This window comes from Serratia ureilytica, assembly GCF_013375155.1.
Classification (GTDB): domain Bacteria; phylum Pseudomonadota; class Gammaproteobacteria; order Enterobacterales; family Enterobacteriaceae; genus Serratia; species Serratia ureilytica.
Genome location: NZ_JABXOF010000017.1, coordinates 1 through 21892 on the forward strand (window position 1 = coordinate 1; position 21892 = coordinate 21892).

20 protein-coding genes and 1 tRNA gene are annotated in these 21892 nt (G+C 57.7%); 1 reads left to right on the forward strand and 20 read right to left on the reverse strand.

Translation table 11 applies throughout. The features are described 5' to 3' along the window. The 12 genes from HWW83_RS23850 to cydA form a co-directional block, all read right to left on the reverse strand. Window positions 1-76 (reverse strand) — tRNA-Lys (locus HWW83_RS23850). A gap of 178 nt (window positions 77-254) precedes the next feature. Continuing rightward, on the reverse strand, window positions 255-1049 hold the full coding sequence (gene cpoB / locus HWW83_RS23855) for a cell division protein CpoB (protein ID WP_004939852.1): 795 nt from the start codon (window positions 1047-1049) through the stop codon (window positions 255-257). Window positions 1050-1058: 9 nt separating this feature from the next. Further along, window positions 1059-1574, reverse strand: coding sequence for a peptidoglycan-associated lipoprotein Pal (pal, locus tag HWW83_RS23860; RefSeq protein ID WP_004939853.1), 516 nt, complete (start codon window positions 1572-1574; stop codon window positions 1059-1061). Between the two features lie 44 nt (window positions 1575-1618). Further along, the gene (gene tolB / locus HWW83_RS23865) at window positions 1619-2911 is read right to left on the reverse strand and encodes a Tol-Pal system beta propeller repeat protein TolB (protein WP_004939856.1); all 1293 of its coding nucleotides are present in this window, start codon (window positions 2909-2911) and stop codon (window positions 1619-1621) included. Between the two features lie 132 nt (window positions 2912-3043). Next, window positions 3044-4270 (reverse strand): cell envelope integrity protein TolA, encoded by a 1227-nt coding sequence (gene tolA, locus HWW83_RS23870; protein WP_046686581.1) that lies wholly within the window; start codon window positions 4268-4270, stop codon window positions 3044-3046. 81 nt (window positions 4271-4351) lie between these two features. Continuing rightward, entirely contained in the window at window positions 4352-4780 is a 429-nt protein-coding gene (tolR, locus tag HWW83_RS23875) for a colicin uptake protein TolR (RefSeq protein ID WP_176589636.1), read from the reverse strand. 12 nt (window positions 4781-4792) lie between these two features. After that, window positions 4793-5476: a Tol-Pal system protein TolQ gene (gene tolQ, locus HWW83_RS23880; protein WP_004939862.1), complete on the reverse strand. Its 684-nt coding sequence runs from the start codon at window positions 5474-5476 to the stop codon at window positions 4793-4795. Continuing rightward, window positions 5473-5877: a tol-pal system-associated acyl-CoA thioesterase gene (gene ybgC, locus HWW83_RS23885; protein WP_004939863.1), complete on the reverse strand. Its 405-nt coding sequence runs from the start codon at window positions 5875-5877 to the stop codon at window positions 5473-5475. The genes tolQ and ybgC overlap by 4 nt, the downstream gene beginning before the upstream one ends. A gap of 130 nt (window positions 5878-6007) precedes the next feature. Continuing rightward, a complete protein-coding gene (gene ybgE, locus HWW83_RS23890; protein WP_004939866.1) occupies window positions 6008-6304 on the reverse strand; it encodes a cyd operon protein YbgE in 297 nt (98 codons plus the stop codon). Then, complete coding sequence (gene cydX, locus HWW83_RS23895; protein ID WP_004939868.1) at window positions 6304-6417, reverse strand: cytochrome bd-I oxidase subunit CydX; 114 nt, start codon at window positions 6415-6417, stop codon at window positions 6304-6306. Before cydX ends, ybgE begins: the two co-directional genes overlap by 1 nt. A gap of 17 nt (window positions 6418-6434) precedes the next feature. After that, window positions 6435-7574, reverse strand: a complete 1140-nt coding sequence (cydB, locus tag HWW83_RS23900; protein ID WP_015376980.1) for a cytochrome d ubiquinol oxidase subunit II — start codon at window positions 7572-7574, stop codon at window positions 6435-6437. Between the two features lie 14 nt (window positions 7575-7588). Next, window positions 7589-9157: a cytochrome ubiquinol oxidase subunit I gene (gene cydA, locus HWW83_RS23905; protein ID WP_004939873.1), complete on the reverse strand. Its 1569-nt coding sequence runs from the start codon at window positions 9155-9157 to the stop codon at window positions 7589-7591. A gap of 684 nt (window positions 9158-9841) precedes the next feature. Here cydA and HWW83_RS23910 point away from each other — a divergent pair. Then, window positions 9842-11740, forward strand: coding sequence for a bifunctional metallophosphatase/5'-nucleotidase (locus HWW83_RS23910; RefSeq protein ID WP_096242014.1), 1899 nt, complete (start codon window positions 9842-9844; stop codon window positions 11738-11740). A gap of 72 nt (window positions 11741-11812) precedes the next feature. Here the strand turns inward: HWW83_RS23910 and sucD are convergent, their stop codons facing one another. From sucD to sdhC, 8 genes are all read right to left on the reverse strand, one after another. Next, the gene (sucD, locus tag HWW83_RS23915) at window positions 11813-12685 is read right to left on the reverse strand and encodes a succinate--CoA ligase subunit alpha (protein ID WP_004939878.1); all 873 of its coding nucleotides are present in this window, start codon (window positions 12683-12685) and stop codon (window positions 11813-11815) included. Next, window positions 12685-13851 (reverse strand): ADP-forming succinate--CoA ligase subunit beta, encoded by a 1167-nt coding sequence (gene sucC, locus HWW83_RS23920; protein WP_015376978.1) that lies wholly within the window; start codon window positions 13849-13851, stop codon window positions 12685-12687. Before sucC ends, sucD begins: the two co-directional genes overlap by 1 nt. Before the next feature lie 122 nt (window positions 13852-13973). After that, entirely contained in the window at window positions 13974-15188 is a 1215-nt protein-coding gene (odhB, locus tag HWW83_RS23925) for a 2-oxoglutarate dehydrogenase complex dihydrolipoyllysine-residue succinyltransferase (protein WP_033642197.1), read from the reverse strand. A 64-nt stretch (window positions 15189-15252) separates the two neighbouring features. Then, the gene (sucA, locus tag HWW83_RS23930; RefSeq protein WP_033644215.1) at window positions 15253-18060 is read right to left on the reverse strand and encodes a 2-oxoglutarate dehydrogenase E1 component; all 2808 of its coding nucleotides are present in this window, start codon (window positions 18058-18060) and stop codon (window positions 15253-15255) included. Window positions 18061-18335: 275 nt separating this feature from the next. After that, window positions 18336-19052, reverse strand: a complete 717-nt coding sequence (locus HWW83_RS23935; protein ID WP_015376975.1) for a succinate dehydrogenase iron-sulfur subunit — start codon at window positions 19050-19052, stop codon at window positions 18336-18338. Window positions 19053-19068: 16 nt separating this feature from the next. Beyond that, window positions 19069-20835 (reverse strand): succinate dehydrogenase flavoprotein subunit, encoded by a 1767-nt coding sequence (sdhA, locus tag HWW83_RS23940; protein WP_015376974.1) that lies wholly within the window; start codon window positions 20833-20835, stop codon window positions 19069-19071. Further along, a complete protein-coding gene (sdhD, locus tag HWW83_RS23945; protein ID WP_004939891.1) occupies window positions 20836-21183 on the reverse strand; it encodes a succinate dehydrogenase membrane anchor subunit in 348 nt (115 codons plus the stop codon). Beyond that, a complete protein-coding gene (gene sdhC, locus HWW83_RS23950; protein ID WP_004939893.1) occupies window positions 21177-21566 on the reverse strand; it encodes a succinate dehydrogenase cytochrome b556 subunit in 390 nt (129 codons plus the stop codon). The genes sdhD and sdhC overlap by 7 nt, the downstream gene beginning before the upstream one ends. Between the last annotated feature and the right edge of the window lie 326 nt (window positions 21567-21892).

The following is a 21892-nucleotide window of genomic DNA, read 5'->3' on the forward strand; positions in this document are numbered from 1 at the left end:
TGGTGGGTCGTGCAGGATTCGAACCTGCGACCAATTGATTAAAAGTCAACTGCTCTACCAACTGAGCTAACGACCCAATTTCCCTGCCGCTTTAACATCTTGCAAGATGTCTTGGCAACGGCGGCATATATTACTAATTTATCTTGGCAGCGCAACCTAAATTTTTTACCGATGCGTTCAACTGCTTGTTCTTCACGCGAATGAGCCCAGAAATCGGTCAAATCGACTAACTTCTGGGCTCATTTTTCTAACCGTTAACCGCCTACGCGACTTTTCGCCTGCTTGGCCGCCGCACTGGTTGGGTATTGTTTAATCACCTGCTGGAACACGGCCTTGGCTTTATCGGCCTGCCCTTTTTCCTGCATGATGATACCCACCTTGTACATGGCGTCCGGCGCCTTCGGTGATTTAGCGTAATTCTTCACCACCACCGCAAAATAATAGGCCGCATCGTCTTTTTTACCCTTGTTGTAGAACAACTGGCCCAGCCAATAGTTGGCGTTGGGCTGGTAAGTAGACTTCGGGTACTGTTTTACGAAGGACTGAAAGGCGGAAATCGCCTGGTCATACTGTTTTTTTTCCAGCGCCAGAGAAACAGCGGCGTTGTAGTCGCTGTTCTCATCACCGCCGCTCGGCGTTGCAGAAGCGGCTGCAGGCGCGCTGCTGCCCGCATCGGAAGATGCGCCTGCGGCTGCCCCGCCGGCAGCGCCCGCTGCCGCAGAGGCGCTCTGAGCGCCGCCCTGGCTGAGGCTATCCATCTGTTGATAGATTTGCTTCTGGCGTTCAACGACCTGATTCAACTGATACTGGCTTTCCTGGATTTGCCCACGGAGAGAATCAATGTCGCGTTGATTGTCAGAGAGTTGTTGCTGGAGTTGGTTTAAAAGCTGGCCTTGAGCATTGCTGATGCGCTCAAGCGAGGTGACGCGGTCTTCGACCGAGCCGGAGCCGACATTACTGATTGGCGCTTGGGCAGTAGCGGCCCAAGGGGCCGCTACGCCAACCAGTAACGACAGACTCAACAGGTGACGTCTGAAGTTACTGTTCATGCGATTCTCTTAGTAAACCAGAACGGCACGACGGTTTTTAGCATAAGCCGCTTCGTCGTGGCCCAGTACTGCTGGTTTTTCTTTACCGTAAGAAACGATAGAGATCTGGTCAGCGGAAACGCCTTTACCCTGCAGGTACATTTTAACGGCGTTAGCACGACGCTCACCCAGAGCGATGTTGTATTCCGGCGTGCCGCGTTCGTCAGCGTGGCCTTCAACGGTCACTTTGTAAGACGGGTTGTTACGCAGGAATGCAGCGTGCGCGTCCAGCATCTGAGCGAATTCGGAGCTTACGTCATACTTGTCCAGGCCGAAGTAAACGATGTTGTTCTTCTGCAGTTCTTGCATCTGCAGACGAGCTTGTTCTTCGGAAGACAGGTTGCTGCTGCCGTTTTCCATACCAGTGCCGGCGCCAGCGCCCATACCAGATTGGTCGTTGTTCGCGCTTTTGTTAGAACTACAAGCTGCTACAGCCAGAACTGGCAGTGCCAGCAGAAGCCCTTTCAGCACTTTGTTCAGTTGCATTTCTTTGATCCTTTTATAGTTTGCCATACATATTTACACATGCATCACAGATACGGCGACCAGGCAGGGAATTTGACCTGTCCATCAGTTGCCGGAAGACGCGCTTTGAAACGCCCATCAGTTGACACCAACTGCAGCACGGAGCCCATACCTTGCGTGGAGCTATAGATCACCATGGTGCCGTTTGGCGCAATACTAGGCGTTTCATCCAGGAAGGTGCCGGTCAAAACCTGAACGGCGCCTGATCCAAGATCTTGTTTGGCGATGTGTTGTGCACCACTGTTGGTGCTGACCATCACCAGGAATTTACCATCGGAGCTGACTTCAGAATCCTGGTTCTGAGAGCCTTCCCATGTCAGACGCTGTGCGGCACCGCCGCTGGCGCTGATTTTATAAATCTGCGGACGCCCGCCCTGGTCGGAGGTAAACGCCAGAGACTGGCCATCCGGGAACCAGGTCGGTTCGGTGTTGTTGTTGCGTCCATCGGTCAGCTGCGTGATCTGGCCGGAGCCGAGGTTCATCACGTACAGGTTCAGGCTGCCGCTCTTGGACAGCGCGAAGGCCAGCTTGCTGCCGTCCGGCGAGAACGCCGGCGCACCGTTGTGCCGCGGGAAGGAAGCGATCTGGCGGATGGCGCCGTTAGCCAGGGTTTGCACCACCAGCGCGGAACGGCCGCTCTCGAAGGTCACGTAAGCCAGTTTGCTGCCATCCGGCGACCAGGCCGGCGACATCAGCGGCTCAGGTGAACGGTGCACCGTGAACTGGTTGTAACCGTCGTAATCCGCTACGCGCAGCTCGTACGGGAATTTCCCGCCGTTGGTCTGCACCACGTAGGCGATACGGGTGCGGAACGCGCCCTTGATGCCGGTCAGCTTCTCGAACACTTCGTCGCTGGCGGTATGGGCAGAATAACGCAACCACTGTTTGGTCACTTTATACTGGTTCTGCGCCAATACGGTGCCCGGCGAACCCGAGGTGTCCACCAACTGGTAGGAGATCAGGTAGCTGCCGTCGGCGCCAGGTTGAACCTGACCGACCACTACGGCGTCGATGCCCAATGCAGTCCAGGCCGCCGGCGTCACTTCAGACGCGGAGGTAGGTTGCTGCGGCATGCGCGCCACGTCGATCGGGTTGAATTTGCCGCTGTTGCGCAGATCCGCGCCGACAATCTTGCCGATATCTTCCGGCGGCGTGCCTGGGCCCGCCCATTTAAACGGCACCACGCCAATCGGACGAGCGGAGTCGACCCCTTGGGTGATTTCAATGCGAACTTCCGCGTGCAACACGGACGCCCACAGAATTAAAAAACCTAGCGCTACTCGAAATGCCTGCTTCATCTCATCTCCCTTATCCAGGCGGGATGCCTGCGATAAATTAGCAGAATTTTAACAAACCAACTTACGTAAAACTACATAATCCCTGTTGGTTACCTTAGTACATCCCTGTGATAACACTCACTCAATCAACCGTTATTGCGGCTTGAATTCAAGTATAGAATTCTTAAAGTGCTGATAAACGGCATCGCTCGGCGGCTTCGGTATATGCGCCAACTTGGCGGCAGACACCGCAGCTTGACACAGAGCAGGATCGCCCCCCGCTGCTTGTACGCTTATCAGCAGGCCGTCCGGCGCCAGCTTGATACGCAGGTCGCAGGTTTTGCCGGCGAACGAACTGGCGTCATAGAACTTGCTCTGAATCGCCCCTTGAATCTGCCCCATATAACCGCTGATATCCGCCCCGCTGGCGCCAGCCGTTTTGGCATTGCCCTGCCCGGCCGGTTTACCGTCACCCTTCGATTTGGCACCGCCGCCTTTCGGCGCGTTCTTGCCATCCGCCAGGCCGCCAAACAGATCGCTAACTTCCTCCGATTGTTTCGCAGCCTCGGCGGCGGCCTTCTTCTTGGCGTCCGCAGCGGCTTTTTTGGCGGCAGCGGCTTTCTCGGCCGCCGCTTTCTTCTCTGCCTCGGCAGCAGCCTTCTTCTCGGCTTCCGCTGCGGCTTTTTTCTCGGCTTCAGCAGCCGCTTTCTTCTCCGCGGCCTCTGCAGCTTTCTTTTCTGCCGCGGCGGCGGCGGCTTTCTTCGCCTCTTCCGCCTGTTTCTTGGCGGCGGCGGCAGCGGCCGCTTCTTTCTTGGCTTCCGCTTCGGCTTTCTTCTGCGCGTCCGCCTGCGCCTTGGCGACCTTGTCCGCTTCGGCCTTCGCCTTGGCGGCGGCGGCTTCGGCGACCTTCTGTTGCTCTTGGGCCTTCGCAGCGGCGGCTTCCGCCGCTTTTTGCTGCTCGGCGGCCTGCTTCTGCTGCTCCGCCGCCTTCTGCTGTTGCTCAGCCTGCGCCTTGGCGTTCTGCGCGGCTTTCTCCTGCGCCGCCAAACGCTCTTTCTCCAGCTCTTTCAGGCGCTGCTGTTGCTCCGCCTGCTTCTGCTGAAGCTCTTCGGCCTGTTGCTCCGCTTTTTTCTGGCGCTGCTTCTCGGCACGCTGCGCATCGTTGCTCTGCTGCTGCTGGCGGTTGTACTGCTCCACCACCGCGCCGGGATCGACCATCACCGCGCCCACCACGGTACCATCACCGCCACCGCCGGCGCCCATGTCGACCTTTTCCTGCAGCGATCCCCAAATCAGCAGGGCAATCAATATGAAGTGCAGAACGACCGAAACAATAACGGCGCGGTTCAGCTTATCGTTTTGCTCAGTTGCCTTTACCAAAATAGATTCCCAAAAACTGGTGTTGCTTATACGGGGTTCCTGAGCCGCAGCGCAGGAACCGGGTTGCCGTTGGCCTTACGGTCAGATCGGCTGGGTCATCAGCCCCACGGAAGCCACGCCCGCCTGATGGAGAATATTCAATGCCTTGATAATCTCATCGTAAGGGACTTCCTTCGCACCGCCGATCAAAAAGACCGTTTTCGGGTTAACCGCCAAACGCGACTTGGCTTCGGCCGCGACTTGTTCAGGCGGCAGCAGCTCCATACGGTTGTGATCCACCACGAGGGTGTATTGACCTACGCCGGAAACCTCGAGGATCACCGGCGGATTGTCATCGCTGGACACCGTTTTGGAATCGGTGGCGTCCGGCAGGTCAACCTCCACGCTCTGCGTGATGATTGGCGCGGTTGCCATAAAGATCAGCAGCAGCACCAGCAACACGTCGAGCAGCGGAACGATGTTAATTTCGGACTTCAGCTCGCGCCGACTACGTCCACGTACTCTCGCCATGCTACCTCCTACTTATTTGCTGTCGCTGGAGAAGGCCTGACGATGCAGAATAGCGGTGAACTCTTCCATAAAGTTGTCGTAATTCTGCTCAAGCTTGTTGACGCGCTGGTTGAGACGGTTATAGGCCATTACCGCCGGGATGGCGGCGAACAGACCGATCGCGGTGGCGATCAGCGCTTCGGCGATACCCGGCGCCACCATCTGCAGCGTGGCTTGCTTCACCGCGCCCAGCGCGATAAAGGCGTGCATGATCCCCCACACGGTGCCGAACAGGCCGATGTACGGACTGATCGAACCGACGGTGCCGAGGAACGGAATATGGGTTTCCAGCGTTTCCAGCTCGCGGTTCATCGAAATGCGCATCGCACGCGACGCCCCTTCGATCACCGACTCCGGCGCATGGTTGTTGGCGCGGTGCAAGCGGGCGAACTCTTTGAAGCCGGAATGGAAGATCTGCTCGGAACCGGTCAGGCTATCGCGACGCGCCTGACTTTCCTGGTACAGACGGGAAAGCTCGATACCGGACCAGAATTTGTCTTCAAAGGCTTCGGCGTCACGCGTCGCCGCATTGAGGATGCGGGTGCGCTGAATGATGATCGCCCAAGAGGCTACCGAGAAGCATATCAAAATCAACATGATAAGCTTAACCAGCAGGCTCGCCTTCAAGAATAAATCTAGGATGTTCATGTCAGTCACTGCTTAAACTCCGCGACAATAGACTTAGGAAGCGCTCTTGGCTTCATTTGGTGTGGATCAATACAGGCAATCAGGACATCTGCCTGGCTCAGTAGGGCCCCGTCAGAATTGACAATGCGTTGAGCAAACGTGAGAGAAGCCCCGCGCAGAGAGGTGATTTCACTCTGGACCTCCAGTTGCTCGTCGAGACGAGCCGGAGCCAGATAATCCACCGTCATGCGCCGGACGACAAAAGCGACTTGTTCACTGAGCAGCTGCTGTTGATGAAAGTTGTGCTGACGCAGCATCTCTGTGCGCGCTCTTTCAAAAAAGGCGACGTAGCGGGCGTGATAGACCACACCACTGGCATCGGTATCCTCGTAGTAAACGCGAACCGGCCATCGAAACAACGTATTACTCACTCTACTTCCCAGCAATGCAATTTAACGCTGCTACTATACGCAAGACAGATCGGGTTGGGAATGGGTTACAAGATGGGAATGAAAATAATTATGGGCCGTGAGGGCCCATAACGTGGGGACATCGGGGAGATTATAAAGAAACGTAAAGTAATCCTGCGCACAAGATCACAATTGCAGGAAGCGGCGCGAAAAAAGCGCGCCAGACGCTGCGCTGCGGGCGGAATCCGAAGCCGTGGATCACTCCGGCGCATACGGCCCAAATCAGCAACAGCCCTTCCCAAATCTCCAGCGAGCTGGTTTTGGCGGCGAAACGCGTCGGATCCCAGAACACGCACCCCGCCAAAATCAACGCCAGCACCAGGGAAAGGGCCCGAACCGGGCCCTTGTCGGTGACAGCGTACAGCTTGTCAATCACGGACGAGCTCATTACTTACCGTCTTGCTGAGCTTTGGTCGCTTCGCTCTGCTCAAGCGCCAGCGCCGTGATGATGCCGAAGGCGCAGGCAAGAAGCGTTCCGAGAATCCAGGCAAAATACCACATGGTTTAGCTCCTTATCCTTAGTACAGCGAATGCTTGTTGTTTTCGATGTAGTTCTTGTCGAGACGACCGAACATTTTGTAGTACGACCAGCTGGTGTACGCCAAAACGATAGGCACGAAAATCGCCGCCACGACGGTCATCACTTTCAGCGTCAACAGGCTCGACGTCGCGTCCCACATGGTCAGGCTGACGTTAGGCACGGTGCTGGACGGCATCACGAACGGGAACATGGTGACCCCGGCGGTGAGGATGACGCAGGCGATGGTCAGCGACGAGGTGACGAACGCCAGCGCGCCTTTCTCCAGACGCGAGAACAGGATGGTGAACAACGGCAGCACTACGCCCAGTGCAGGCAAAGCCCACAGCAGCGGATACTTGTTGAAGTTGATCAGCCATGCGCCGGCCTGATGCGCCACTTCTTTACGCAGCGGGTTGGATTCCGCCATGGTGTCCAGCGCCGAAGTGATCACGTAGCCGTCGATGCCTTTAACCAGCCACACACCCGCCAGCAGGAAGCATACCGCCATGATCAGCGTCGCGATCTGCGCTGCGGCGCGTGACCGCAGGTGGATCTCGCCGGTGGTGCGCATCTGCAGATAGGTCGCGCCCTGAGTGACCAGCATGGTCAGACTGACCACGCCCGCCAACAGACCGAACGGATTCAGCAGCTGGAAGAAGTTGCCGGTGTAGAACAGACGCAGGTACTCGTCCACATGGAACGGCACGCCCTGCAGCAGGTTGCCGAACGCCACGCCGAACACCAACGCAGGCACGAAGGAACCGATGAAGATGCCCCAGTCCCACATGTTGCGCCAGCGGCTGCTCTCCAGCTTGGAACGGTAGTCAAAACCGACCGGGCGGAAGAACAACGCCGCCAGCACCAGGATCATGGCGACGTAGAAGCCCGAGAAGGCCGCTGCGTAGACCATCGGCCAGGCGGCGAACAGCGCGCCGCCGGCGGTGATCAGCCACACCTGGTTACCGTCCCAGTGAGGGGCGATGGAGTTGATCATCACCCGGCGCTCGGTATCGGTTTTACCGATGATGCGCACCAGGATGCCGACGCCCATGTCGAAACCGTCGGTGACGGCGAAGCCGATCAGCAGTACGCCAACCAGCACCCACCAGATAAATCGCAGTACTTCATAGTCAAACATACGTGGACTCCTGTTTAGCGCGCTTCCTGCACGGCGGCAGTCGGTTGTTCAAAGTGGTAGCGGCCGGTTTTCAGGCTGCTTGGACCCAGACGCGCAAACTTGAACATCAGGTACATTTCAGCCACCAGGAACAGGGTGTACAAGCCGCAAATCAGCCCCATCGAGAACAGAATGTCGCCCGCGGTCAGCGAAGAGTTGGCGACTGCGGTCGGCAGCACCTCACCAATCGCCCACGGTTGACGGCCGTATTCCGCCACGAACCAGCCGGCTTCCACCGCGATCCACGGCAGCGGCAAGCCATACAGCGCCGCACGCAACAGCCATTTTTTCTGGCCGATGCGGCCGCGCACCACGCTCAGGAATGACAGACCGATAATCAGCAGCATCAGCACGCCACAGGCCACCATGATGCGGAAGGCGAAGTACAGCGGCGCCACGCGTGGAATGGAGTCCTTGGTCGCCTGCTGGATCTGCGCTTCCGTCGCGTCGCTGACGTTCGGGGTATAACGCTTCAGCAGCATGCCGTAGCCCAGGTCTTGCTTGGTTTTGTTGAATTCCGCACGCACCGCAGGATCGGTATTGCCGCCGCGCAGCTCTTCCAGCAGCTGGTAGGCTTTCATGCCGTTGCGGATGCGCACTTCATGTTGCGCCAGCAGATCTTTCAGGCCGGTGACCTGAGTGTCGGTGGAACGCGTGGCGATCAGGCCAAGCGCATACGGGATCTGAATAGAGAAGGAGTTTTCCATCTTGTCCTGATCGGGGATGCCGAACAGGGTGAAGGACGCCGGCGCCGGCTGGGTATCCCACTCCGCTTCGATGGCGGCCAGTTTGGTTTTCTGTACGTCGCCCATTTCGTAACCGGATTCGTCACCCAGCACGATCACCGACAGCACCGCAGCCATGCCGAAGCTGGCGGCGATGGCAAAGGAGCGTTTGGCGAAAGCGATGTCGCGTCCCTTCAGCAGGTAGTAAGCGCTGATGCCCAGCACGAACATGGCGCCGGTGGTGTAGCCTGCAGCCACGGTGTGAACGAATTTCACCTGCGCAACCGGGTTAAGGACCAGCTCGGAGAAGCTGACCATCTCCATGCGCATGGTTTCGAAGTTGAAATCCGACGCGATCGGGTTCTGCATCCAGCCGTTGGCGACCAGGATCCACAGCGCGGACAGGTTGGAGCCGAGGGCCACGAACCAGGTTACCGCCATGTGCTGCACCTTGCTCAGACGATCCCAGCCGAAGAAGAACAGGCCGACCAGCGTCGATTCAAGGAAGAACGCCATCAGACCTTCGATAGCCAGTGGGGCCCCGAAGATATCGCCGACGTAATGAGAGAAATATGACCAGTTAGTCCCGAACTGGAACTCCATGGTCAAACCGGTGGCCACACCCAGAGCAAAGTTAATCGCAAATAACTTTCCCCAGAATTTGGTCATGTCTTTATAGATTTGTTTGCCAGACAGGACATATACCGTTTCCATAATTGCCAGCAAGAACGCCATACCGAGCGTTAATGGGACAAATAAGAAATGGTACATCGCCGTTAAAGCAAACTGTAAGCGCGACAGTTCGACAATATCAAACATCTTGACTCCTTGCTCCTCGCAGGAAGACTCCGACACGCGGTTATCGGCACGCTTCTTTCAAAGCCGCCAGTAACGCCCCGCAGTGAATGCCCTTAAACACAACAAATTTGATCCAGCTTCTCCGCTTTCAACCGCACACTCGGCCAATAGCCCGCACGGGCCGTCGACAAGCACGCCACTGAAAACCGACAACGGGTAACAAATGCAACAAGATCAACCATCCATAATCACAACATGGATGATACTCGCCCAATCCCACACAATAAATAGGTTTTTACGTGACGTGGGTTGGACTTTTGGTTACAGGTCAAATCTTAGCCGAAAGAGGTACTTCGGCCTAATTTGATCTGAGACAATTTAAGCCTATCCGCATATTATTTCCATATTCATCAGCACATTTCGCATAATTTTCTTAGGGTCATGTTGCGCAATGGTTTAATTGTTTTTTAATGATATTTTTGTGTTAAATAAATGTAATTCAAAAGAGCCGCCATTGTATTATTACGCACTTATTATGCGACATAATTAACCTTTTATTTCCAATAAGCCGTGACAGTGATAGCAGTCACAAAACAACAAATCTCTCTCCAATATTAGTCTATTTCTCGCAATGGGATCGTAAAGGTTGCGATTTTGTAGCAAAATGACCACTTATGTTAAAATTGCATTGAGTGACAATAACTTATGAAAAAAATCATCTTTGCCTCTGTCTTGGGACTCTCGGGAAACGCCATGGCCGCCGAAACGGTAAATATCACCCTGTTGGGCACCTCCGATCTGCACGGCACTTTCGTGCCCTGGGACTACGCCAGCGACACGGAAAACCTGGCGGGCAGCCTGAGCCAGATAGCCACCCAGGTCAAAAAGGTGCGCGCCGAACAGCCCAACCTGATTCTGGTGGACGCCGGCGACACCATCCAGGGCAACTTCGTCGAAACCTTCAAACAGGAGGCCGTCAGCCCGATGATGCTGGGCCTCAACGCGCTTGACTACGACGTTTGGGTGATGGGCAACCACGAATTCGACTTCGGTCTGCCGGCGCTGGCCACGCCGCTCAAACAGTTTAAAGGCGCGGCGCTGGCGGGCAACATCGTCTGGGACAGCGGCAAACCTTATCTGCCGGCCTATACCATCCTCGAACGCCAGGGCGTGAAGATCGGCATCATCGGCATGGACACGCCGATGACTGCGGAATTCGCCAAGGGCACCGATCGCATCAAAGGGCTGAACTTCACCGATCCGGTACAGGCGGTGAAACAGGTCATCAGGCAGATCGACGGCCAGGTCGACGCGATCGTGCTGGTCGCGCATATGGGCATCGACAACGAGAACCAGCGCCCCGGCACCGGCGTGGCGGACATCGCCAACGCCAACCCGGAGCTGGCGGCGATCGTCGCCGGCCACATGCATGTGAAAATCGACAAAGCGGTGGTGAACGGCGTCATCATCACGGAGCCGGATAAGTACGGTCGCGCGCTGTCACGCATTGACCTGCAATTTGAACGCCGCGATGGCAAATTCACGCTGATCGACAAAAACAGCTACACCTATTCCATCAAGGGGCTGGCGCCGGACAGCGCCATGCAGGCTCTCTACCAGCCGTATCATGACATTTTGCGCGCCAACGCCAACCGAGTCGTGGCGAAGCTGAGCGGCAGCGATCTGGTGCCTGCCGACGAGTTCCGCGGCATTCCTCAGGTACACGTTCAGGATACCGGCATCAGTGAGTTATTTCAGCAGGCCGCCCGTCACTATGCACCGCTGGCGCAGGTGATCGCCCTGCAGATCGACAACGATCGCGCCAAACTGGATGTCGGCGACATCAAGGCCAAGGATATCGCCTTTAACTACCAATACGCCGGCGGCGAGATCACCGTTTATCAGCTCAACGGCAAAGCGCTTAAACGCTACATGGAGTGGTCTGCCGATTATTTCAATCAGCTGCAGCCGGGCGACGTCACCTACAGCTTTAACCCGGCGCGGCGCTCGTCCAAATATTCCACCAACGATTTCTTCGACGGCGTCACTTACACTATCGATCTGCGTCAACCGGCCGGTTCACGCATCGTCAGTCTGCGCCTGGCAGACGGCACGCCGGTCACCGATGACATGCCGATCCGCCTGGGCATGAACAGTTACCGTATGGGCCATCTGACGCAGAAGGGCGGCGCGCTGGAGGGGCAATCCTTCCCGGTGCTGTTCGACAGCAAAGCGCAATACGGTGAAGAAGAAGGCACCATTCGCAACCTGACTCTGCGCTACCTGACGGAAGTGAAACACGGCCAGTATCAGAGCGTGCCGCCGCAGCGCTGGAAGCTGGCCGGCATGGCGGGATACGAACCGCAGCGGGCGATCGTCAAACGGCTGCTCAATGAAGGCGTTATCCAGGTGCCGACCACCGACGACGGGCGCTATACCAACGTCGCCTCGATCAACGTCAAAGACGCGCTGTTCAACAATGCCGACGATTACCGCACCGCCCTCACCTCGCTGGAGCAACAGCGGCAAACCGCCGCGGATCCGGTGCGGCAGAGCCGCCTGCAGGATCGGATCGCGCTGATCAAGGCGCTCAACGACTTCTGATCTTCACCCATAAAAAAGGCCACCCAATGGGTGGCCAAACATGTCGAGATAGTGTTATTTCGTACTCAATGCTTAGCGCTTCAGCACAGCTTTTACCGCGTCGCCGATGTCCGCCAGGCTGCGAACGGTTTTCACGCCCGCCGCTTCCAGCGCAGCAAACTTCTCGTCCGCCGTGCCCTTGCCGCCTGCGATGATGGCGCCCGCGTGGCCCATACGCTTGCCTTTCGGCGCAGTCACGCCGGCGATGTAACCCACGACCGGTTTGGTGACGTGTTCTTTGATGTAAGCTGCCGCTTCTTCTTCAGCGCTGCCGCCGATCTCACCGATCATCACGATCGCTTCGGTCTGCGGATCCTGCTGGAACATCTTCAGGATATCGATGAAGTTGGAGCCCGGGATCGGGTCGCCGCCGATGCCCACGCAGGTGGACTGGCCCAGACCGGCATCGGTGGTTTGTTTCACCGCTTCATAGGTCAGGGTACCGGAGCGGGAAACGATGCCCACTTTGCCCGGCAGGTGGATGTGGCCAGGCATGATGCCGATTTTGCACTCGCCCGGGGTGATCACGCCTGGGCAGTTCGGCCCAATCATGCGCACGCCGGCTTCGTCCAGTTTCACTTTCACGGTCAGCATGTCCAGAGTCGGGATGCCTTCGGTGATGGTGATGATCAATTTGATGCCGGCATCGATCGCTTCCAGAATGGAGTCTTTGCAGAACGGCGCTGGAACGTAGATGACGGAGGCCGTCGCGCCGGTCGCTTCAACCGCTTCACGCACGGTGTTGAACACCGGCAGACCCAGGTGCTGAGTGCCGCCTTTGCCCGGGGTGACGCCGCCAACCATTTTGGTGCCGTAAGCGATAGCTTGTTCGGAGTGGAAAGTCCCCTGGCTACCGGTGAAGCCCTGGCAAATTACTTTGGTGTTTTTATCGATTAAGATGGACATTATTTACCCTCCACTGCTGCAACAACTTGCTGAGCCGCATCAGTCAGGCTGGTCGCAGCAATGATATTCAGACCGCTGTCCGCCAGTTTCTTGGCGCCCAGTTCGGCGTTGTTCCCTTCCAAGCGCACCACGACCGGGACGTTAACGCCCACTTCAGCCACTGCGCCGATGATGCCGTCAGCGATCAGATCGCAACGTACGATACCACCGAAGATGTTAACCAGAACCGCTTTCACCTTGTCGTCGGACAGGATGATTTTGAACGCTTCGGTCACGCGCTCTTTGGTCGCGCCGCCGCCAACGTCCAGGAAGTTGGCCGGTTCGCCGCCGTGCAGTTTAACGATGTCCATGGTGCCCATCGCCAGACCGGCGCCGTTCACCATGCAGCCGATGTTGCCGTCGAGGGCAACGTAGTTCAGCTCCCACTGAGCCGCACGGGATTCACGCTCGTCTTCCTGCGAAGGGTCACGCATTTCACGCAGTTCAGGCTGACGGAACAGGGCGTTGCCGTCGGCGCCCAGTTTGCCGTCCAGGCACACCAGATCGCCCTGCTTGGTGATCACCAGCGGGTTGATCTCAACCATCGCCAGGTCGCGCTCCAGGAACAGCGTCGCCAGACCCATGAAGATCTTGGCGAACTGGCTGACTTGCTTGCCGGTCAGGCCCAGTTTAAAGGCCAGCTCACGGCCCTGATAAGGCTGTGGACCCGCCAGCGGATCGATGGTCATTTTGTGGATCAGTTCCGGGGTTTCTTCCGCCACTTTCTCGATTTCCACGCCGCCTTCGGTAGACGCCATGAATACGATGCGACGGGTCGCGCGGTCTACAACGGCGCCCAGGTACAGCTCTTTATCGATGTCGGTCGCCGCTTCTACCAGGATCTGGTTAACCGGCTGGCCCAGCGCGTCAGTCTGGTAAGTCACCAGACGTTTGCCCAACCAGGCTTCCGCGAAGGCACGGATATCTTCTTTGCTGTTGACGACTTTAACGCCGCCCGCTTTACCGCGGCCGCCAGCATGAACCTGACATTTCACCACCCACGGGCCGGAGCCGATTTTGGATGCGGCTTCTTCTGCTTCACGCGGAGTGGTACAGGCGTAACCGGTTGGTGCCGGCATGCCATACCGAGCAAACAGCTGTTTTGCCTGATATTCGTGTAAATTCATGATGTTCTATCCATTCAGTTCTGAAGGTTTTTAGCCGGACCATTATTACGCGGTAAACCGCATGGTTTTCCGGCCACATAGCACAGAGTGCGGGCGCGGCATGCCGCGCCCGGCAAGGGTTACTAGACGTCCAGCAGCAGACGAGCCGGATCTTCCAGCATCTCTTTGACCGTCACCAGATAACCGACGGATTCTTTACCGTCGATCAGGCGGTGGTCATAAGACAGCGCCAGATACATCATCGGCTGGATCACCACCTGACCATTGACCGCCATTGGGCGATCTTTGATGGCGTGCATGCCCAGGATGGCGCTCTGCGGCGGGTTGATGATCGGGGTGGACATCAGGGAGCCGAATACGCCGCCGTTGGTAATGGTGAAGTTACCGCCGGTCAGCTCTTCCACGGTCAGTTTGCCGTCGCGGCCCTTAACGGCCAGCTCTTTGATTTTCTTCTCGATGTCAGCCATGCTCATGGCGTCCACATCGCGCAGTACCGGCGTCACCAGGCCGCGCGGAGTAGAAACCGCGATGCTGATGTCGAAGTAGTTGTGGTAAACCACGTCGGAACCGTCGATCGACGCGTTCACTTCCGGGAAACGCTTCAGCGCTTCAACCACCGCCTTGATGTAGAAGGACATGAAGCCCAGACGCACGCCGTGGCGTTTCTCGAAGGCTTCGCCGTACTGCTTGCGCAGATCCATGATCGGCTGCATGTTGATTTCGTTGAAGGTGGTCAACATCGCGGTGCTGTTTTTCGCTTCCAGCAGACGCTCGGCGACGCGTTTGCGCAGGCGGGTCATCGGCACGCGTTTTTCGCTGCGGCCGGCCAGAGCAGGCTGCGGCGCGGCTTCAGCGGCGGCTGGTTTGGCAGCGGCGCCGCCTTTGGCCAGGTGCGCTTCCACGTCTTCACGCGTAATGCGGCCACCCACGCCAGTGCCTTTGATGGCGCCGGCATCGAGATCGTGTTCAGCAATCAGGCGGCGAATCGCCGGGCTGAGCGCGTCATTGCTTTCTTCTTCCAGGCTCGCGGTCGCGCGCTGTGCAGGCGTGGCTTCTTTCTCCTGGCTCTTCTCAGCGGTCGGCTTGCCGGAGCTGTCGCCCGGACGGATGCGGCCGAGCAGCTGGCGAGACAGTACGGTCGCGCCCTCTTCTTCCACGATAGCATCGAGAATACCCGCTTCACTGGCCGGCACTTCCAACACCACTTTGTCGGTTTCGATTTCAACCAGGACTTCGTCACGCTGAACGCTGTCGCCCGGTTTCTTGTGCCAGGTGGCTACGGTCGCATCGGCAACCGATTCAGGAAGGTCAGGAACCAGAATATCTACGCTACTCATTTAGCTTTCCCTTAAGTTTTTTATCATCTGCTTGCCGGCCCCTCGGCCGGCAAGCGAGCGAACATTAGTCAATATTCAGCGCATCATTCACCAGAGCCTGCTGCTGCTTCTGGTGTACGGACATATAACCCACCGCCGGAGAGGCGGAGGCCGGACGTCCTGCGTAACGTAAAGAAGCCCCGAACGGCACCACTTCACGGAAGTTGTGTTGGCTGCAGTACCAGGCGCCCTGGTTCAGCGGCTCTTCCTGACACCAGACGAAGTCATGCACGTGCGAGTATTGCTCCAGCACGGCCTGCACGGCCTGATGCGGGAACGGATACAGCTGCTCGATGCGCACGATGGCCACGTCTTTCTGCTCGTTCTTGCGACGCTGTTCCAGCAGGTCGTAGTAAACCTTACCGGAGCACAGCACGACGCGCTTGACCGCTTTCGGATCCAAATCGTCGATCTCGCCGATCGCCGGCAGGAAGGTGCCATTGGCCAGCTCGTCCAGCGAAGAGACCGCCAGCGGGTGACGCAGCAGCGACTTCGGCGACATCACCACCAGCGGACGACGCATACCGCGCAGCGCCTGACGACGCAGCATGTGGTAAACCTGCGCCGGCGTGGACGGGACGCACACCTGCATGTTCTGCTCAGCGCACAGCTGCAGATAACGTTCCAGACGCGCGGAGGAGTGCTCTGGGCCCTGGCCTTCATAGCCGTGCGGCAGCAGCATCACCAGGCCGCACATACGGCCCCATTTTTGCTCGCCGGAGCTGATGAACTGATCGATAACAACCTGCGCGCCGTTGGCGAAGTCGCCGAACTGCGCTTCCCAGATGGTCAGCGTGCGCGGTTCCGCCGTGGCGTAGCCGTATTCGAACGCCAGCACCGCCTCTTCAGACAGCACGGAGTCCCAGACCTTGAATTCGCCCTGGCCGCTGTGGATATTCGCCAGCGGAACATAGACCGAACCGTTTTTCTGGTTGTGCACCACCGCGTGACGGTGGAAGAAGGTGCCGCGGCCGGCGTCTTCGCCGGAGATGCGGATTGGAATGCCTTCATCCGCCATGGTGGCGTAGGCCAGCGTTTCGGCGGCGCCCCAGTCGAACGGCTTGTTGCCCGCCGCCATCTCGGCGCGGTCAGCGTAGATTTTCGCCACGCGTGACTGCATTTCGATCGCTTCCGGCACGGTGCTGATGCGGCGGCCCAGTTCCTGCAGACGCTTCATCTCAACCTTGCTCGGGTACTCTTCGTCCCACTCGTGGTTCAGGTACGGCGACCAGGTGAAGGAGTGCAGATTCATCGGACGCCATTCTTCAACCACACAATCGCCGCGGTCGAGCGCATCACGATACAGGTTGACCATTTCCGTGGCATCTTCCAGGCTGGCCACTTTCTGTTCGGTCAGAATGTCAGCGTAGATTTTGCGCGGCGTAGGGTGTTTCTTGATCTTCTGATACATCACCGGCTGGGTGGCGCTCGGCTCATCGGCCTCGTTGTGCCCATGGCGACGGTAGCAGACCAGATCGATCATCACGTCACGCTTAAAGGTGTTACGGAAATCCAACGCCAGGCGAGTGACGAAGGCCACGGCTTCCGGATCGTCCGCGTTAACGTGGAAGATCGGCGCCTGAACCATTTTGGCGATGTCGGTGCAATATTCGGTAGAGCGCGCATCCAGCGGGTTGGAGGTGGTGAAGCCAACCTGGTTGTTGATGACGATGCGCACGGTTCCGCCCACTTCGTAGCCGCGAGCCTGAGACATGTTCAGGGTTTCCTGAACCACGCCCTGGCCGGTAATGGCGGCGTCGCCGTGGATGGTGATCGGCAGCACCATGTTGCTGCGCGCTTCGTCCAGACGATCGCGACGGGCGCGAACCGACCCCATGACCACCGGGCTGACGATCTCCAGGTGCGACGGGTTGAACGCCAGCGCCAGGTGAACCATGCCGCCTTCGGTTTCCACGTCGGAGGAGAAGCCCTGGTGATATTTCACGTCACCGGTGCCGAGGTGTTCTTTATGCTTGCCGGCGAATTCGTCGAACAGGTCGGCCGGCTTTTTGCCCAGCACGTTGATCAGCACGTTCAGACGGCCGCGGTGGGCCATGCCCAACACCACTTCACGCGTGCCGTTCTTGCCGGCGTGGCGCACCATCTCTTTCAGCATCGGCACCAGCGCGTCGCCGCCTTCCAGCGAGAAGCGTTTGGCGCCCGGGAATTTGGCGCCCAGGTAGCGTTCCAGGCCTTCCGCAGCGGTCAGCTCGTTCAGGAAACGGCGTTTTTCGTCGGCGGTAAAGCTGGCGCGCCCCACCACCGACTCGATGCGCTGCTGGATCCAGCGTTTCTCTTCGGTGTTGGTGATGTGCATGTATTCAGCGCCGATCGAACCGCAGTAGGTCTGCTTCAGCGCGGCGTACAGATCGCCCAGCTTCATGGTTTCTTTGCCGATGGCGAAAGAGCCCACGTTGAAGGTTTCCTGGAAATCGGCTTCGGTCAGGTTGTGGTAAGCGGGCTCAAGGTCAGGAACTTGCTCACGCTGCCACAGGCCGAGCGGATCGAGGTTGGCATGCTGATGTCCGCGGAAGCGGAAGGCGTTGATCAGCTGCAGTACCTTGACCTGTTTGGCGTCGGTTGCCGGATCGGTGATGGTGGTGTTGTAGCGCGCGGAGTCTTTCGCCAGGCGGCGGAAGTAGTCGCGCGTTTGAGAGTGGAGCTGATCGGGTTTGACACCCGCGGTTGGTAGCTGTTGAAAAATGGAACGCCAGCTATCTTCAACGGAACCCGGATCGGTTAAGAAATCTTCATAGAGCTGCTCTATGTAAGACTGGTTCGCGCCCGCCAGATAGGAGGAATCCAGCCAGGCCTTCATTGCGCCGTTCTGCATCATGATCCCTTAAGCTTTGAAGCTTTAGTTTTCGCCGTGGTTAACATAATTACCGTGATGAATACGGTTTGCCGTAAAACGGTTCACTCGACGTACTTGCGGCCATGACGGCCCGATACGTTCTGTTATGGACCTTGCGGTCCCTTACAAGGAACCTCTAAAAACCGGCGGAAGAACCAGGCTGCATAGCGCCGCAGCCGCGGGTCAGTTTTTAGAGGTTCCCTCCCCTATGGGATGTGCGCCGGAAAAGAGCCCGGCGCAGCATCTCATTCCGTTTATGCGCCGCGTTGCAGCAGCATGGACTTGATATGCCCGATCGCACGCGTCGGGTTCAAGCCTTTAGGACATACACTGACACAATTCATAATGCTATGGCAGCGGAAAACACTAAAAGCATCGTCCAGATCATCTAAACGTTCTTGCGTTTCCGTGTCACGGCTGTCGATCAGGAAGCGATACGCCGCCAACAGACCGGCAGGCCCGATGAACTTGTCCGGGTTCCACCAGAACGATGGGCAAGAAGTCGAGCAGCAGGCGCACAGGATGCACTCGTACAGACCGTCCAGCTTGGCGCGCTGTTCCGGCGACTGCAGGTGCTCACGCGCCGGCGGATTCTTGCCGTCGTTCAGCAGGTATGGCTTGATCTTTTCATACTGGGTGTAGAACTGCCCCATATCCACCACCAGATCGCGCACCACCGGCAGCCCCGGCAGCGGACGGATCACGATCTTGCCGTTGCCTTTGCGCAGCGACGAAACCGGAGTGATGCACGCCAGGCCGTTTTTACCGTTCATGTTCAGGCCGTCGGAACCGCACACGCCTTCGCGGCATGAGCGACGGAACGACAGGGTCGGATCTTTTTCTTTCAGCTGGATCAACGCATCCAGCAGCATCATGTCACGGCCTTCTTCCGCTTCCAGGGTGTAGTCCTGCATGTGCGGCGCGTCGTCGACATCCGGATTGTAGCGATAAATGGAAAATTCGAGTTTCATCTGTCGATCTCCGCAATTAGTAAGAACGCACTTTCGGCGGGAATGCCGGGCGCAGCTTCGGTTGCATGTTCACTTCACGACGCGTCATGCTTTCCGATTGCGGCAGATACAGCGAATGGCACAGCCAGTTGGCGTCATCGCGTTCCGGGTAGTCGAAGCGGCTGTGTGCGCCACGGCTCTCGGTACGGAAGTTGGCCGACACGGCGGTGGAATACGCGGTCTCCATCAGGTTATCCAACTCCAGGCACTCGATGCGCTGGGTGTTGAACTCGCTGGAGGTATCGTCCAGGCGTGCGTTCTTCAGACGTTCACGGATCACTTTCAGTTCTTCCAGGCCCTTGGCCATCGCATCGCCTTCGCGGAATACCGAGAAGTTGTGCTGCATGCAAGACTGCAGCGCTTTGCGAATTTCGACCGGGTCTTCGCCGGAACGGGTATTGTTCCAACGGTTCAGACGATCAAGCGAAGCTTCCACGTCGGAGTCGCTGGCGTCACGGCTCACGCCCTGCTCTTCCAACGATTCCTGCAGGTGCATGCCGGCGGAACGGCCGAACACCACCAGGTCCAGCAGCGAGTTGCCGCCCAGACGGTTGGCGCCGTGCACCGATACGCAGGCGATTTCGCCCACGGCGAACAGCCCCGGGATCACCACGTCTTCGCCTTTCTCGTTTACGGTCAACGCCTGACCGGTCACCTTGGTCGGAATGCCGCCCATCATATAGTGACAGGTTGGGATAACCGGGATCGGCTCTTTCACCGGATCGACGTGCGCGAAGGTGCGGGACAGCTCCAGAATGCCCGGCAGACGGGATTCCAGCACCTCTTTGCCCAGGTGATCCAGCTTCAGCTTGGCGTGCGGGCCCCAAGGACCGTCGCAGCCGCGGCCTTCGCGGATTTCGATCATGATCGAACGGGCAACCACGTCGCGCCCCGCCAGATCTTTGGCGTTCGGCGCATAACGCTCCATGAAGCGCTCGCCGTGTTTGTTCAGCAGGTAACCGCCTTCGCCGCGGCAGCCTTCGGTCACCAGCACGCCCGCGCCGGCGATGCCGGTCGGGTGGAACTGCCACATTTCCATGTCCTGCACCGGCACGCCGGCGCGCAGCGCCATGCCGACACCGTCGCCGGTGTTGATGTGGGCGTTGGTGGTGGACTGGTAAATACGGCCTGCGCCGCCGGTCGCCAGCACGGTGGCCTTGGCTTTGAAGTAAACCACTTCACCGGTTTCGATGCAGATAGCCGTGGTGCCGACCACCGCGCCGTCCTGGTTTTTCACCAGATCGAGCGCATACCACTCAGAGAAAATGGTGGTGTGGTTTTTCAGGTTCTGTTGGTACAGGGTGTGCAGCAGCGCGTGGCCGGTACGGTCGGCTGCGGCGGCGGTACGCGCCGCCTGCTCGCCGCCGAAGTTCAGCGACTGGCCGCCGAACGGACGCTGATAGATGCGGCCGTCGTCCAGGCGAGAGAACGGCAGACCCATGTGTTCCAGTTCCAGAATCGCTTCCGGGCCTGTTTTACACATATATTCGATGGCGTCCTGGTCACCGATATAGTCGGAACCTTTCACCGTGTCGTACATATGCCATTCCCAGTTGTCCTCGTGGCTGTTGCCCAGCGCGACGGTAATGCCGCCCTGGGCGGACACGGTATGGGAACGGGTCGGGAAAACTTTGGACAGCAGGGCACAGGTCGAGCCCGCTTGGGAAATTTGCAGCGCGGCACGCATGCCCGCACCGCCGGCGCCGATTACGACGGCATCAAACTCTCTGACTGGCAGTTTCATTTAAGCACCCCACACTACGATTGTTCCGTACAGTAAATAGACCAGCAACGCGACCACGACAGCCAGCTGCAACACCAGGCGAACCGCCAGCGGCTTGACGTAGTCCGTCAGCACCTGCCACAGCCCGATCCAGGCGTGAACCAGAATCGACAGCAAGGTCAGCAGAGTGAACACTTTCGTAATGGAAGTGGCGAAGAAACCGCGCCAGATGTCATAAGTGAGTTCCGGAGCCGTGACGAAAAAGCCCAGGATATACAGGACGTACAGGGTGATGATGATAGCGGAAGCACGCAGCAGCAGCCAATCGTGCACGCCGTTGCGCCCTAATGCAGAAACGTTGTTTACCATACGAGGACTCCAGCCAGAACTGACAGCACGACGGTCAGACCGATCGCCACCTGGGCGGAACGGGTGCCGGCGGCCAAACTCTCTTCGATGTAGCCAAAATCCATTAACAAGTGACGGATGCCACCGCAAATGTGATAGGCCAGCGCCGTGAGGATGCCCCAGAATATGAATTTGACGATGAAGCTATTCATGATGGCGGCCGCCTGCAGGAACCCCTCTTGGGAAGAGAGTGACAGGCCCAGCAGCCAGAGGAGGATACCCACGGCAACGAAGGTAATTACGCCAGAGACTCGGTGTAAGATAGACGCTATCGCAGTTACGGGGAACCGGATCGTTTGCAGATCCAAGTTGACAGGTCGTTGTTTTTTCACGTATTTGCCCACACAGCTCTTATTATTTTCCTTCCTCCGGGCCTGGGCGGGGATCAGACAGCGTTAAGAGCCTAAAACCCTTACACGTCACGCGCTCAAACATCAACATCCTCTGTGCTCAAACGGCGCGCATTTATAACGCTGGGTGCTCCTACTTCAGGGTAATCCGGAGACCTGGCGGCAGTATAGGAGGATCACATTCTGATTACAATTCTCATACAACCGCTTTGATAACATTTCCCCCGAACAGTGATTCAGATCACGAATTTCACAATTAGTGCAAAATTAATTATCTGATTTGACAAGAGATCAACATTTCCATTACATATAGGGGCACA

What these genes read in the sequence shown, in the direction of transcription:
- tolB (WP_004939856.1), bottom strand. Translation starts at nt 2,911, where the DNA reads ATGAAGCAGGCATTTCGAGTAGCGCTAGGTTTTTTAATTCTGTGGGCG.
- sdhA (WP_015376974.1), bottom strand. Translation starts at nt 20,835, where the DNA reads ATGAAACTGCCAGTCAGAGAGTTTGATGCCGTCGTAATCGGCGCCGGC.
- odhB (WP_033642197.1), bottom strand. Translation starts at nt 15,188, where the DNA reads ATGAGTAGCGTAGATATTCTGGTTCCTGACCTTCCTGAATCGGTTGCC.
- tolR (WP_176589636.1), bottom strand. Translation starts at nt 4,780, where the DNA reads ATGGCGAGAGTACGTGGACGTAGTCGGCGCGAGCTGAAGTCCGAAATT.
- sucD (WP_004939878.1), bottom strand. Translation starts at nt 12,685, where the DNA reads ATGTCCATCTTAATCGATAAAAACACCAAAGTAATTTGCCAGGGCTTC.
- sucC (WP_015376978.1), bottom strand. Translation starts at nt 13,851, where the DNA reads ATGAATTTACACGAATATCAGGCAAAACAGCTGTTTGCTCGGTATGGC.
- cydA (WP_004939873.1), bottom strand. Translation starts at nt 9,157, where the DNA reads ATGTTTGATATTGTCGAACTGTCGCGCTTACAGTTTGCTTTAACGGCG.
- HWW83_RS23910 (WP_096242014.1), top strand. Translation starts at nt 9,842, where the DNA reads ATGAAAAAAATCATCTTTGCCTCTGTCTTGGGACTCTCGGGAAACGCC.
- pal (WP_004939853.1), bottom strand. Translation starts at nt 1,574, where the DNA reads ATGCAACTGAACAAAGTGCTGAAAGGGCTTCTGCTGGCACTGCCAGTT.
- sdhD (WP_004939891.1), bottom strand. Translation starts at nt 21,183, where the DNA reads ATGGTAAACAACGTTTCTGCATTAGGGCGCAACGGCGTGCACGATTGG.
- ybgE (WP_004939866.1), bottom strand. Translation starts at nt 6,304, where the DNA reads ATGAGCTCGTCCGTGATTGACAAGCTGTACGCTGTCACCGACAAGGGC.
- cydB (WP_015376980.1), bottom strand. Translation starts at nt 7,574, where the DNA reads ATGTTTGACTATGAAGTACTGCGATTTATCTGGTGGGTGCTGGTTGGC.
- cpoB (WP_004939852.1), bottom strand. Translation starts at nt 1,049, where the DNA reads ATGAACAGTAACTTCAGACGTCACCTGTTGAGTCTGTCGTTACTGGTT.
- HWW83_RS23935 (WP_015376975.1), bottom strand. Translation starts at nt 19,052, where the DNA reads ATGAAACTCGAATTTTCCATTTATCGCTACAATCCGGATGTCGACGAC.
- sucA (WP_033644215.1), bottom strand. Translation starts at nt 18,060, where the DNA reads ATGCAGAACGGCGCAATGAAGGCCTGGCTGGATTCCTCCTATCTGGCG.
- cydX (WP_004939868.1), bottom strand. Translation starts at nt 6,417, where the DNA reads ATGTGGTATTTTGCCTGGATTCTCGGAACGCTTCTTGCCTGCGCCTTC.